At 59.3% G+C, this 13,959-nt stretch carries 10 protein-coding genes; 5 read left to right on the top strand and 5 right to left on the bottom strand.

Features of this window, described 5'->3' with window-relative positions; all coding sequences use genetic code 11:
• Positions 1-241: 241 nt before the first annotated feature.
• Positions 242-3,178 (top strand): TonB-dependent receptor, encoded by a 2,937-nt coding sequence (locus tag ACQY4G_RS03500; RefSeq protein WP_067463606.1) that lies wholly within the window; start codon positions 242-244, stop codon positions 3,176-3,178.
• A 440-nt stretch (positions 3,179-3,618) separates the two neighbouring features.
• On the opposite strand, the gene ACQY4G_RS03495 is transcribed toward ACQY4G_RS03500, so the two are convergent.
• From ACQY4G_RS03495 to ACQY4G_RS03485, 3 genes are read right to left on the bottom strand one after another with little or no spacing between them, the layout of a single operon-like run.
• On the bottom strand, positions 3,619-5,106 hold the full coding sequence (locus tag ACQY4G_RS03495) for an efflux transporter outer membrane subunit (protein ID WP_006834178.1): 1,488 nt from the start codon (positions 5,104-5,106) through the stop codon (positions 3,619-3,621).
• A 37-nt stretch (positions 5,107-5,143) separates the two neighbouring features.
• Positions 5,144-6,697 (bottom strand): DHA2 family efflux MFS transporter permease subunit, encoded by a 1,554-nt coding sequence (locus ACQY4G_RS03490; RefSeq protein WP_050599572.1) that lies wholly within the window; start codon positions 6,695-6,697, stop codon positions 5,144-5,146.
• Positions 6,698-6,700: 3 nt separating this feature from the next.
• On the bottom strand, positions 6,701-7,828 hold the full coding sequence (locus ACQY4G_RS03485) for an HlyD family secretion protein (protein WP_050599652.1): 1,128 nt from the start codon (positions 7,826-7,828) through the stop codon (positions 6,701-6,703).
• 108 nt (positions 7,829-7,936) lie between these two features.
• Here ACQY4G_RS03485 and ACQY4G_RS03480 point away from each other — a divergent pair, with 108 nt between their 5' ends.
• From ACQY4G_RS03480 to ACQY4G_RS03470, 3 genes are all read left to right on the top strand, one after another.
• A complete protein-coding gene (locus ACQY4G_RS03480) occupies positions 7,937-8,455 on the top strand; it encodes a MarR family winged helix-turn-helix transcriptional regulator (protein WP_050599573.1) in 519 nt (172 codons plus the stop codon).
• On the top strand, positions 8,456-9,406 hold the full coding sequence (locus tag ACQY4G_RS03475) for an MlaD family protein (protein ID WP_082737151.1): 951 nt from the start codon (positions 8,456-8,458) through the stop codon (positions 9,404-9,406).
• Between the two features lie 600 nt (positions 9,407-10,006).
• Entirely contained in the window at positions 10,007-10,585 is a 579-nt protein-coding gene (locus ACQY4G_RS03470; protein ID WP_421993140.1) for a hydrolase, read from the top strand.
• A 77-nt stretch (positions 10,586-10,662) separates the two neighbouring features.
• On the opposite strand, the gene lptB is transcribed toward ACQY4G_RS03470, so the two are convergent.
• Positions 10,663-11,511 (bottom strand): LPS export ABC transporter ATP-binding protein, encoded by an 849-nt coding sequence (lptB, locus tag ACQY4G_RS03465; RefSeq protein WP_421993138.1) that lies wholly within the window; start codon positions 11,509-11,511, stop codon positions 10,663-10,665.
• Positions 11,512-11,592: 81 nt separating this feature from the next.
• On the opposite strand from lptB, the gene ACQY4G_RS03460 reads away from it, so the two are divergent.
• Complete coding sequence (locus tag ACQY4G_RS03460; protein WP_428483091.1) at positions 11,593-12,828, top strand: hypothetical protein; 1,236 nt, start codon at positions 11,593-11,595, stop codon at positions 12,826-12,828.
• A 27-nt stretch (positions 12,829-12,855) separates the two neighbouring features.
• On the opposite strand, the gene ACQY4G_RS03455 is transcribed toward ACQY4G_RS03460, so the two are convergent.
• Positions 12,856-13,932: an NAD(P)-dependent alcohol dehydrogenase gene (locus ACQY4G_RS03455; RefSeq protein WP_291177262.1), complete on the bottom strand. Its 1,077-nt coding sequence runs from the start codon at positions 13,930-13,932 to the stop codon at positions 12,856-12,858.
• Positions 13,933-13,959: the final 27 nt, after the last annotated feature.

Here is a 13,959-nt window from a genome sequence, read left to right as displayed (position 1 = left end):
CAACCATTGCTGATCTTTAGCAAACGTTCACTCCGCGTGCGATCTGGATCGTGGCCCATGGGGTCAAAAGATAAGGCGCTTTACTAATATCACGCGGATGTATATGCCCATGGACGGGGATTGGGCTAATTCTCTCCCTCTCCTCTCCACAGACTAAGGGGCGACCCTCGAGGTCGCCCCATTTTGCAGTAAGCGGCGGAGCCAATTATCGTCGCACTGAAGAGATGGGAAGGGATGCTATATGACACTGAGAGCGATGGTGCTCGCCACTTCGGCCATCTTGGCTTGGCCGCAGATGGCTTTAGCGCAGGATTCCACAACTGATGAGGCGGAACCCCAAGGATCCGTAATCATCGTGACGGCCCAACGCCAATCTCAAAGTCTGCAAGAGGTGCCGATCGCGGTCAGTGCCTTCGATGCTACGGCTCTCGAAAGCCAGCAGATCGAGAACGCTGCTGACCTTCAATTGACGCTCCCGAACGTCTCATTTTCGAAGGGCAACTTCACCGGGTCGTCCTTCACCATCCGTGGTATCGGCGATCTTTGTGTTGGTGTGACGTGTGACGCAGCGACGGCTATCCATATCAATGGTTCCCCTCTTTTTGGTACCCGGCTGTTCGAAACAGAATATTTTGACCTTGAGCGAATTGAGGTCCTACGGGGGCCGCAGGGCACCCTCTTCGGCCGCAACGCTACCTCGGGTGTTGTCAACCTTGTGACAGCCAAGCCTGACCTCGGTTCTTTCGGCGCGGCCGGAGAGTTCGAGTATGGGAATTACAACAGCATCAAGGCCGAAGGGATGGTCAATGTCCCGATCGGCGATTCTATCGGCGTTCGGGTAGCCGGATTCTTTCTGAATCGCGACGGTTACACCACAAACCTTTTCGACAATTCGGATGTCGACGACCGAGACATGTACGCTGTTCGTGGTTCTCTTCGTTTTGAACCCGGTGCCGATACCACTCTCGACTTCATGGCATATTATTTCAGGGAAGATGACACCCGTTTACGTAATCAAAAGCAGGCCTGCCAGCGTGACCCGCTCGGCGTGCTGGGTTGTCTGAACAATCGCCGCGACTTTGACATCACCAATGCCAATTCCACAGTCGGCGCAACGCTCAGTTCGCAAGAGTTCTTCGCTATTCAGGGAATTCCCTCAGTACTGGGATTGGGAAGCCTGTACGGCCCCGATGCATTTGCAGGATTCGATAAGCCCGACGATGTGCGCACGGTAAACACGGCGTATACTCCATTCTATTTTGCCGATGAAGTGCAGCTACAGGCCCGTCTCGAGCAGCGCATCGGAGCTATGACACTGACTGCAACCGGTCTTTATCAGGACACCGAAGTCGATTCCCGGCAGGACTACTTTCTGGGCATTCAGGATCGTACCGGCTTTGCTACGGCCTTGAACGTGTTGTCCGGCTTCGCGGCCAACGGTTTGCCTACCGGCCTCCCCGCACCTGCACCGGCGTTCGTGCCAGGTTCGTCGGCGTATTTTACCCCGATTGTGGAGGCTCTCATCCCCAATGGCCCAGGGGGCTTATTGTGCACCTCCGATAACGATGATGGGAACAGGGGCGCGTTCGAAGGTAATGTATTGTGCGGCGAAACGCCGCTATCCTTCGACAGGTCTTCAGAGCAACGCGAATCCTGGAGCGGCGAAATCCTCCTTTCCAGTGATTTCGACGGAGCATTCAATTTCCTGCTCGGAGGGATCTATGCAAAGTCCAAGACTACCGACAACAGTTACTATGTAAACTCATTCGCGCTTGACTACGCCAGTGCCATTCTGGGATCGTTTGGTACTTTGGCAGGCGGTGCACCGCCATCCTACTTCGCAACATCCATGTACCGCAACAATTCTCTCGAGGCTAATCTTGAGAGCTTCGGTGTGTTCGGGGAGATCTACGTCGACCTGACCGAGCGTCTGACCTTCACCGGAGGTTTGCGGTATAACGACGACAAGAAAGACGTGACTGCGCGCACGACCTTGATTAGCTTCCTCAATCCTTACGCGAATGACGGGGAGCCGTTCGACAGCCCGATCACTCCCTTAACCGGTCCCTCTGGTCTTTTTGATGCCGATCCTGGTACGCCAGGTGAGCAGCTAACGCAATTTAGAGAAGTAGGTTTCGATGAAATAACCGGGCGTGCGGTGCTCGACTACGAAGTTACGCCTGACAATTCGATTTACGCATCTTATGCCAGGGGCTATAAATCCGGGGGTATCAACCCGCCCCTTTCGCCCGTTTTCGATGTGGCTGAAAGCTTCGGATCAGAAACCATCGACGCATTTGAAATCGGATCGAAAAATACCTTTGCGAATGGCGCACTGCAATTAAACGCTACTGCATTCTACTATAAGTATAGCGGGTTGCAGCTTAGCCGCATCGTCGCCCGTACCTCAGTTAATGATACTATCGATGCCGATATCTGGGGTGTGGAACTAGAGTCCGTTATCCGGCCCGATCCCGATTGGCTTGTCAACTTGACGTTCAGTTATCTCAACGCGGAAGTTGCCGGCGACCAGTTCTTCTCCAATCCGCGCGACCCGGGTGGCGGCGATCCTGATGCCGTCATCATCAAGGATATTAGCAACGGTGCTAATTGTGCCGTAACCGGGCCAGCCCCCGGCGCGGCCGACGCATTCGTGGCCGGAGTGAACGCAGCTCTGGGTCTTCGTGGTCCCGAAGAATTTCCTAATGACGGCAATCTTGCGTCAAGCGGCGCATTCAGCATTTGCGATGTCTTGGCCGGAGCCGTTCCGGCGGGCAGCGGCCTTGCGGTATTAAGCCCTGGCGTAGAGGTCAACATAAAAGGGAACAAGTTGCCGCAGGCCCCCGAAATGAAGGTTTCGATGGGTGTGCAGTACACCGCCACTTTCGACAATGGCATGACTCTGGTTCCTCGCGTGGACGTAGCGCTGACTGGTGAGCAATACGGCAATATCTTTAACGGCAGGGTCAACCGGATCGAGCCATTCGTGCAAGCCAACGCGATCGTGCAGTTGAACAGTGCGGATGAGCGTTGGTTCGTGCGCGGATTTGTTCAGAACATTTTCGACAGCAGCTCGGTGACAGGATTGTACTTGACCGACGCATCCTCGGGGAATTTTACCAATATCTACACTTTGGATCCTCGTAGATATGGTGTTGCTTTGGGGTTCAGTTTCTAACAGGTCCAGATCGTGTTGGCGGGGAGATCGGTGGTCCTCCCAACGACCCGAACGGACAGTGCCAGCTAGTTCGTATTTCGACCCATGACTTTATAGCTTTTCCAGAGCGGCGTAATGCTCGATGACCGCCTCGTAAGCCTACCGACGAGGCGGTCATCGAACCGGCCAAATGCGAGCTGCACTCGAAATGCCTGTACGATCGCTCGTTGATGTCGCTACGAGATGCTCGCGGAAAGCTTAAGGCCTTACATAGAAACGACAATGAAGAGTCACCGAATAGTGCAATCGGGATATCCGATGGTGATACTGGCAAACGCACTCTGCGAAAGGCGGAAACATGCTGACCCCTATGATCCAAGATTGGGTCGTAGTGCACGAGGTGCTGACGCGTTAGGAAAAGTTGGAAGGGGCTGCGGGGCAGACTTCTGAGAAAACTTATCCTAACTCTGTTCAGGTTTCATAACTGATTTTCGATCGACCGGAGCTGGCTCAACCGACGTGCGATTGTCGCGAGACAATTCGACCCATCCCAACCCAAGCGACTTCTGGATCGCGATCCAGCCATTTGTCATGGCGGCGATCGCCCGATCGAGATTTGCTCTGGCCTGTTCGCGCTTGCGGATCGAAGTGTTGAGTTCGCCTTGCGAGATTACCCCCGCGGCGCGGCGTTGCTCGTTAAGCTCCGCAGCCGTGTCGGCCTGCCGACTGATCTGCGCCAGCGCGGCTACGTTGGCTCTTTGTTGCCCGAACCGAGCAAGCGATTGTTCGGCGTCGCGTAGTGCGCCCAGGACCACTTCAAGATAGCGCGCTTCGGCCTCGTCGCGCGCACTCTCGGCCTGATCGATCGATGCTGCCGTGCGGCCGAAATCAAGCAGGTTCCACTGCAGCCGCGGCAAAGCGATTGCCGATAAGTTGCCCGGGTCCAGGATGTCGTCGGGCTCCGATCCGCCCAAACCGAGAATCCCCATGAAGGAAATCTTGGGGAAGCGAGCAGCCTCTGCCACGCCAATGCGCGCATTCGCCGCGGCCAGCATGCGTTCGGCGGCTCGAACATCCGGCCGCCGCGCTATTAGCGCTGCGGGATCGCCCACCGCGACCCGTTCGGGGGGAAGCGGAATTTCGGCCTGAGCCGCCAGGAGCCCGTCGAGTGCGCCGGGCGCTTCGCCCGTCAGCACCGCGAGCGTGTCTTTGAATACATCGATGTCCGCTTGAGCTTCCGCGATCTGCGACTTGAGCAGTTCGAGCTCGGCGTTCGCGTTACCGACCGGGAACAGCGCGAGAGCGCCCTGTGTATAGCGCTGATAGGTCAATTCGAGAATTTGCTGCTGCAAGTCGCGCTCTCGCTGGACAAGCTCGAGCCGCCCTTGCGCTTCTCGCAGGCTCACATACGCCCGCGCGATTTCGGCGGCGAGCTGGACTTTCGCATCCTCGGCGTTCGCCACCGAGGCCGCAGCCTGAGCGTTAATGGCCTCGACACGCCGTGCCTGCCCCCCAGCGAAATCGATCTCCCAGTTTGCATTGAGCCCGACGTTGTAGACGCTGAGGCTGTCCTGCTCTTCGGTGTCTGCAGGAGCGCCGGGCGATCCCGGGGGCGGGCCGCTGCCGATATCTAGCCCTGGGATATTCGCCTGGACCGCAGTCGCCTGCGCAGCCACGGCGGGTAGCCGGTTGGCGCGCTCCTGGCGGACAGAAGCCCTTGCCTGTTCGATGCGAGCGCGCGCCGCGGCCACGCCCGGATTGCCGACCAGCGCGCGCGCCTCCAGTTCATTGAGAACCGGATCGCCGAGCAGCGTCCACCAGTCGCCGGCAATCGGCGCAAACGGATCGATTTCGGGGCCGGCGCGTACGAACGCATTGCCTGCGGCGGTCGCAAGTTGCGGGGGACCGGCATAGTCGGGACCGGACATGCAACCCGCGAGGAGCGCCATGGGAGCGAGGAGGGTTAGGGTCTTGCGCATAGAGTTCTCAGTGCATCGAAAGGGATAAGTTCTTCGGGAGAGGCTTGAGGAACAGTACCAGCGGCACCGTGACCAGGGTAATCGCGCCCATGGCGAAAAAGACATCGTTGTAGGTCATCACGAACGCATCGCGCTGAATGATGCCGGAAAGCATCTCCAGCGCGGCCTGTGGGCTGCCCAGCGACGCCGTCATGCCGTCCAGGTATTCCTGTAGCCGGGGGCTGTTGGCGTTGAGGGTTTCTTCCATGCGTCGACTATGATGCCACAGGCGCTGATCCTGGAACGAGGCAAGCCCCGCGAGCGCGAACGAGCCCCCGAGGTTTCGCGCCGCGTTGAAGATCCCGGAAGCATCGCCGGCATCCTCCTTGGCAACCGAAGCTACCGTCGCCTGGTTGAGGAACATCATCGTGAGGATCATGCCGATGCCACGCAGGAACTGGCTTTCGGTGAACACTCCACCTCCCGATTCCGCTGTCAGATTTATGCTGACGAAACAGCTTAGCGCCATGATGAACATGCCCGCGCCGACCGCAATGCGGATGTGAATCCTGCGGATCATGAACGGGAGAACGGGCATCAACAGGAAAGCCGGAACGCCCATCCAGAAGATCACAAGTCCGGTCTGCAAGGCATTATAATCGGAAATTATCGCGAGAAATTGCGGGATCACGTAGGTCGAGCCATACATGACCATGCCAAGCGCCAGTGCCATCACCACGACGCTGGCAAACTGCCTGCTGAGCATCAGGCGCAATTTGAGCACGGGTTTGCGCGCGTAAAGCTGTCCGTAGGTCAGAAGTGCAAAACCCACGACCGTCATCAGTGTGAGCTGGACGATCAGCGTGGAATCGAACCACTCCTCACGGTGGCCTTCTTCCAGAACGATGGTCAGCCCACCCAACCCAAGGATCATACCAGCTATTCCCGCCCAATCAGCCTCGCGCAGGTAAACCCAGTCGGGCTTTTCATGGGGTAGCCCGATGAATAGTAAAGCAAGGAGCAACGCGCAGACGGGCACGTTGACGAAGAAGGCGTAGTGCCAGCTCAGGTTCTCGGTAAGCCAGCCCCCCACCAACGGGCCCATTACCGGCCCAAGAACCACGGTCATTCCGAAGAGCGCCATGCCAATCGGCTGTTGCGATGGAGGCAGTCGCTTTGCGACGATGGTCATAGCGGTTGGAATAAGCGCGCCGCCCATGAACCCTTGACCGGTGCGACCGATGATCATCGTCGTCAGATCGGTGGCAATGCCGCACAACACCGAAAAGGCCGTGAAGGCAGAAACCGCGACGATGAGCAGCGTGCGAAGGCCGAGCAGTCTTTCCAGCCACGCGCTCAGAGGGATGATGATGATCTCGGCAACAAGGAAGGCTGTCGCGATCCAGGTGCCTTCGGTTCCGGTCGCGCCGATTTCCCCCTGGATCGTCGGCAGCGCCGAATTGACGATCGAGATGTCAAGCGTTGCCAGCATCGCCCCCAGCGCACCGGCGGCTACGGCGATCCAGGCCGTAGCATCGGCCTTTTCGACCGGCGGCGAAACCGCTGCAGCGGCGCCTGCCATCGGTCAGTCTCCGGCCGCGTTGCGGATCGAATCGAGTTGGTCTCTAGCGGCGCGCGTATCGACACTCGCGACAACAGACATGCCCGGCACCAGCAGACGCAGGATCTCGGGCGAAGCCTGAATGGATATGCGCACCGGGACGCGCTGAACGATCTTGGTGAAATTACCCGTCGCGTTTTGCGGAGGTAGGATCGAGAATTCTGCCCCGGTACCCGGCGCGATGCTCTGCACTCTTCCTGATAGCTCGAGGTCCGGCAGCGCGTCGATTTCCAAGGTGACGGGTTGCCCCGGGCGGACAAGTCCGAGCTGCGTTTCCTTGAAATTTGCTGTCACGTAGAGGCGGTCGGTCGGTACGAGGCTCATAAGGCGTTGGCCAGGCTGGACAAATTGTCCAGGTCGGACCGTGAGGTCACCCACCCGCCCGGAAATACTGGCCTGGAGCGTGGTCGATGACAGGTTCAGACGGGCGGCCTCGAGTTGCGCACGAGCGGCGTTGGCTTGCGAATTGGCCTGGTCTATCTGCTCGCTAAGCGTGTTCTGTCGGCGCTGTGCCGCCGTGAGCGCGGCGCGCGCTGCCGCGACTTGAGCCTGCGCTTCTCTGGCCTGGGCCTCCAGCTGATCGAGCCTCTCGCGCGGCTCCGCTCCCGAAGCGGCAAGGGGGCGGTACCGGACAACCTGCTCAGCAGCGAGACCAGCCTGTGCAGATGCTGCTGCGAGCTGTGCACGGGCCTGGGCAATTGCCGCGTCCTGCTCTTGTTGCTGGGCGCGTACCGTATCTGCTCCGGCGAGCGACGCGGCGATCTGGGCTTCGACCTGGTTCGTTTGGGCACGATAATCTCGCACGTCCAGCTGGACAAGCGCATCGCCCGACGCGACCGTTTGATTCTCCGTCACTAATACGCGCTCGACGTAGCCCGCAATTTTGGGGGAGATGATGACGCTGTCGGCGGCAATATAAGCGTTGTCGGTGGACTGCTGGAATCTGCCGTACGTCTGATGATTGTAATACCAGTAGCTCCCGGCGAGCAGGACCAGAATGCCGGCGATCAGCAGACCCAGCCGGACCCGCGGACTGGACAACCCCGTCGGACGTGCGCCTTCATCGCTAGCCCCTGCTGTCTCGTCCGCCATGATTATTTCGCTCCTCGCCATCGTTTGAGCCGCTGCGCGAGCGATATAGCGGCCAAAACAAAATGCGAAAGTCCTTTACTATTTTTCTCCGATCGATAGGAATGTCTCATGCCAGAAGATGAGGGCACTCTCGCACTCGACAATGTCATCACCCACGATGATCGAGCGATCTTCATGATGGACCAGATCAGCCGCGCCGCGCGCAAGGCATTCGATGACCGAGCACAGCCGCTGAGCCTCAATCGTACGCAGTGGCGTGTGTTGGCGCAGTTGATCAGAGCTCCTGCCCTGAACCAGACGGACATCGCCAGGAGACTTGAAATCACATCCTCCAGCAGCGGCCTGGAAGACATGACGCCTTCGCGCTTGAGTGACCGGACGCGGCTTGCGCAAGTCATAGCAATATTCGGTCGCCACGGGCGGGGCGGCATCACGCCCGTGTTGGGACTAGGCCGATCTCAAAACCAAAACACATTCGACGCGCCCGGATGCCCCGCTCGTGGCGATTGCGCCAGGGGACGAACCTCGGTCATGTTCTATAGCGGACAACCGAATGGAGCATGCGGGACGCGAACTTTCATTGCACCGGCCCTCTGCCGGACGAACAAACCGCTGGCGGCGTGCTAGATGGAAACTAACGCAAACTTCTCCCTAGTGGCGTGGATCGTTGGCATTCTGATGCTTACGACCATCGCTTTCGCGATGTGGCTAATCGATCCCAGACCAAATCAGGAAACATATCAGATCAAGTTTGATCGCTCCGTGGAAGGCCTTCAGTCGGGATCGACTGTAACACTATCGGGAGTCCCTGTGGGACAGGTAACATCGGTCCGTCTGGCGGAAAATGAACCGGAAAACGTGGTCGTTGTTCTGACTCTCGATCCTTCTGCGGCGAAAGTCCACGGCCTTGAAGCGACAATCAGCACGGATCTGATAACTGGAGAGGCTGCGCTCGTGCTCGAGGGCCGACGGGGTCGTCAGGGCATTTACACCGACAAGTCAGGAAAAAAGATCATTCCCGCCGCGGACGAAACCGGACTATTGGGGAGGGATGCGACCGCCACTGTAGAGACCGTGGCAAATAGCATTCGCGCTCTGAACGAAGGACTGGAGCCAGAAAAGCAACGGGTGATCACCTCCGATCTTGTCCGGCTTCGAGTCACGACGGCCGCACTCGCATCGGACGCCGAAGGTTGGGACGAACGATTGGCCTCAACAAAAGGAAGATTGTTAGACTTAGGGCACAGGGTTGGTGGATGGGGAAATAATCTTCGAGATGCAGATCGGCGGATCTCAGGGCGGAGCGCTTCTGCTATCGCGCAACGACGCCTTCGCCAATTCAGGGAGGGCGTGCAGAACGCTGAAAACAAACTTTCCCAGATAAGGAGTGGCATTCCGGCGGTCGAAGATTCTTTGGTTGAAGGTGAAACGGACCTTCGCGAGCTTAGTCGCGAACTTGCTCCTCTCAGTGAAAAAATCGAAGATATTCAGGTTGAGGGAATTACATCAAATCCTCCCCTCCCAGACTATCGGCCAAAAAGAAGAGAAGCTGGAACGAATATCGATGATTTAAAGTAAACCGAACGGATGACTGCTTCCGGGCAGAGCGCGCAGCCCGTAGAATAGCGGAGATTGGAGCGCAAAGCGGATAACGACCTACTCCGCGGTCAAGTTTGAAATTGAAATTCCGAGTCCTAAAAAAGGCATCGAACCAATACATTAGAGGGATTTTGCGGGCCTTTTGCGGGCTTTTCAGCTTGACCGAAATATCTAAACATCAGAAATTAAACGGAAAAGAAGTTCGAATGTGATGCCTCTTCTGGGCACCACTTCTTCTTCTCTTGCCTCTCCGATCCGTCACTATCCGGACAGGGGCGCGGGCGTTTGCGAGGTCCGCGGTCTAGGGGCCCGTACAGCCTCCAATGCGGACTGGACCACCGTTCTTGTTGGCGCGCGAAGCGTTCCTGCGAGGTCGAAGAAACGCGCTGGCTTCCTTGGGAAGTGCGACACGCGATGGAAATCTGGGTGGCGAATTGGCGGGACTGCGATGCGGTTCGCGGCACCGAGCTTCGCCGCGGCAATACATCGCGCACCAGTAGAGCCACCTACGGACCTTCCCCTATTCCGGCGAGCCTGACGCGGGGAGCATCCTCTTGGCCCCGCTAGCAGGAGGCCGCCATGGGAACCGCTTTGCAAGCAGACTTGCCCGTAAATGCCACGCCGGAAATCGACCCGCTCGACAACACCACCGGCTGCTGTCCGCGCTTCCATCCGGAAGGGTGGGATCGCCAGAGCCTGCATTTCGAGGACAAGCGCTTTGTCCGTGCCACCACTCGCTCGCAAGATCACGTGCCGGTCGACATGGATAAGGTATTCGGCCGCGTACACGAGGCGATAGCCGATGCAGGCGCGCTTGATGAGCCGCATTTCCTGGTCCTCAGCCGCGATCTTTCGTCCCGGGAGGCCGAGCACCTCTTCGCTGTCGATGGCGAGGTGCCGGACGAGGAAACCGTGACGTTGTCCGGACATTTTCGCACGCGCGTATTCGATGCGCCCTATCCGGAGGCTCCTGTCCTGCTCGATGCCTACGCGCGCGAGCTTGCCGACGAGGGAGAGGAAGTCGAGGAGAGCTACATCTTCTATACGACCTGCCCCAAATGCGCCGAGGCCTACGGTCACAATTACATGGTGGCGGTGGACAAGGTGCGTAGCCGGGAGCCTGAGGATCAGAAGGCGCCGCCGATCATGACGATGTGAATCGCGCGCGCATCGCCGCACTATCGCAAGGTCCCACGGTTCGCCGACGAGGTGTCCGGAAGGGCGAGCGCACTCCATCAATCGTGATGGCCGAGATATCGCGCGATAACCTGCCGATCGCTCAGCATCTCCTGCGGACTTCCGGAGAAAACCGTCATGCCCTCATCGAGCAGGTAGGCCCTGTCGATGACGTCCGTCATTTCGGGTACGTTCTGGTCGGTCATCAGCACGCCGATCCCTTGCTTCTTGAAATCCCGTATCATGCTCTTGATGCTCGCGATCGTAAGCGGGTCGATCCCCGCAAATGGCTCGTCTAGCAGAACGAATAGCGGATCGAGCGCCAGCGCCCGCGCGACCTCGCAGCGTCGCCTTTCGCCGCCCGACAAGGATGTCGCCTTGGCGCCGCGCAAATGTTCTATGCCCAGGTCCGCGAGCAACTCGTCCAGCCGCTCCCGGCGGATCCCTCGGTCGGGCTCGACGATCTCGAGCATGGCCAGGATATTGTCGGCGACCGACAAGCCGCGAAAAACCGATGGCTGCTCGGGAAGATATCCCAGGCCCAGCATCGCGCGGCGATAAAAAGGCAGCCGGGAGATATCCGTATCGTGCAGCATTATCCGCCCGGCATCGCATTTCACCAGGCCGAGAATGCAATAGAAGGTGACGGTCTTGCCCGCGCCATCGCGCCCGAACAGGCCGACCACCTCGCCTCCTTTCACCGTCAGCGATACACCGTTCAGAACCTGCCTTGCCCCGAAGGATTTGCGAATGTCGACGACGTCGAGAGCGGTCGGCGAACCATGCCGCTCGCCGCCACGTGAAGGCCGGGGCTCCGCTCGCGGCGCTCTCGTGTTTCTTTCGAGTTTCATCTCGATCCGTTCGCGCTGCCCTGCGTTCCGATTTCGCGCTTGGCTCGTCATCATCATCTGCGAAGCGCGCTGAAAAACCTAAACGATCACGCCAGGCGCAGACCTCCGGTTATCTACGGATATCGGTCACAACGGCGCATGACCAAACAGGTTGAAAGCCAGCCGAAGAGGGTAATCGGAATGCTTTTCCAACGATTGAGACCCAGCAAGCTGTTCGCCTGCGCGGTGGCGGTAATGATCGCGGCCTTCGCACCCTCATCTCCGTCGTTCGGGCAGGCTGAGAGCCAAACGCAGGAACCTGCGGTCGCCACGGCGACAGAAACGGACATGGTATTCGTTTCGGCCGAGAACCTGGCTGTGTCGGCAGTGACGACGGATGATCTGTTCGCGGCCGGCGGCACCGTGGTGACCAGTGGCGCGCAGGCCGATCACCTGTTCCTGGCTGGCGGGGAGATCGAGGTGATCGACGCGACCGTTCATGACCTGATCGCATGGGGTGGCGAGCTCCGGTTGCGTAGCGCGCAGGTCACCGACGATATCATCGTCGGGGGAGGCGATATCGTGGCGAGACCGGGTTTCGATATCGGCGGGTCGGCCGTTCTCGCCGGTGGTTCGGTCAGGCTCGAAGCACCGGTGGGCGGGGACCTGCGGATCGGCGCGGGCGACATCTTCGTGAATTCCTCCGTGCAGGGCACGGCGCGCCTGTCTGGCGACACGATCGTGCTTGGCCCACTGGCGCGGATTGGAGGCGACCTTCTCTATCGTAGTGAAAATCTCACCATCCAGCCCGGCGCCGTTATCGAGGGCCGCAGGGCGGCCCTGCCGATGCCCGACCAATCCACTGCGGAAGAAATCGGCAAGGGCGTCGGCCAGCTGTTCCTTCTCTTTGGCCTATCCATCGTCCTGAGCTACTTCATTCTCGTGGCGCTGCTGGTCTTTTTTGCTCCGGGCCTGATGCGCTCTGCTTCGACCATGATGCGGGAAAAACCATGGCAGAGCTTCGGCATCGGCGTACTCTACGCGCTGATCGTGCCGCTGCTCGTGGTGGCGCTCGTCATTACGGTTGTCGCCGCACCTCTTGCCGTGCTGCTGATTGCCATCTCGGTGGCGCTCACTCCGATTGCGCTTGCCGTCACGGCCTACTTCGTCGGGATGAGTTTGCGCAGGGTGACTACCGGAACATCCGATCCGCCCGACACGCTCTTCGCGCGCATAATCTGGCCGCTGCTCGGCGTGATTGCGCTTTTCCTTCTCACCCTGATCCCGGTCGCGGGAGCGCTGATCTGGCTGCTCGCCATGGTCTTCGGACTGGGCGCGCTCGCGAAGCAGGCAGCAGGCGCGCTGACCGCACCCGCCATGTCACCGTCGGCTTGAAACGACCACCGGCGTCTGGCCCGAACCTCAAGGCCTGATCGCCACTTTGAGCACCCCGTCGCGCTGATGCGAGAATAGTTCGTAGGCGTCTTCGATCGACTCGAGCGGGTAACGATGCGTCACCAATGGGCCGGCATCGACGCGACCCGATGCCACGACGTCCATCAGCCGCCGCATCCTTTCCTTTCCCCCCGGGCAGAGCGTAGTGCGGATCGTGTGGTCGCCCAACCCTGCCGCAAGCGGCTCTAGCGGAATAGTCAGGTCGTCCGAGTAGACGCCGAGCGAAGAGAGCGTCCCTCCAGGCCTCAACACCCGCAAGGCACCTTCGAAGGTCTGCTGGGTTCCCAGCGCTTCGATCGCAACATCGACACCGCGATCGTCCGTGATCTTCAATATCTCGTCGACCGGATCGACCTTGGCGAAGTCCACGATATGGGTCGCGCCCATCTTTCTGGCCATTGCCTGCCGTTCCGGGACTGTCTCCACGCCAATGATGGTCGTCGCGCCCATCATGCGCGCGCCAGCCGTGGCGCACAGCCCGATCGGCCCCTGCGCAAATACGGCGACGGTATCCCCGATCTTGATCCGCCCGGACTCCGCGCCGCTGAAGCCGGTGGACATGATATCGGGACACATCAGCACCTGCTCGTCGGTCAATCCGTCGGGTACCGGCGCGAGGTTCGCCATCGCATCGGGGACGAGCAGGTATTCCGCCTGGGCGCCGTCTATCGTATTGCCGAAGCGCCATCCGCCGATCGCCTTGATGCCATGTTTGCCCTGGCCGCCGCATTGGGCATGACACCCGCCCAGAGAAGCATAGGAAGTACCCGCCGGCGTAATCGCCCCGGCGATGACCCGCTGGCCCTCCTCATAACCTGTGACTGCCGAACCGAGCTTCTCGATTACGCCGACGGGCTCGTGACCGACCGTGAGACCTTTTTCGACCGGATATTCGCCCTTGAGAATATGCACATCGGTGCCGCAAATCGTCGTCGTGGTGACACGGATAAGCGCGTCCAGCGGGCCGACATCGGGGACCGGTTTCTCGCCCAGGACGATCCGCCCGGGCTCGACGAAGATTGCGGCTTTCATAAGCTCGGCCATTCGCTCGCTCCATTGCCATCGTGAGAA

The organism is Qipengyuania sp. (assembly GCF_965277845.1).
Classification (GTDB): Bacteria; Pseudomonadota; Alphaproteobacteria; order Sphingomonadales; family Sphingomonadaceae; genus Qipengyuania.
Note: the sequence above shows the minus strand (reverse complement) of the source record. Positions and strands in the feature narration are given on the sequence as shown.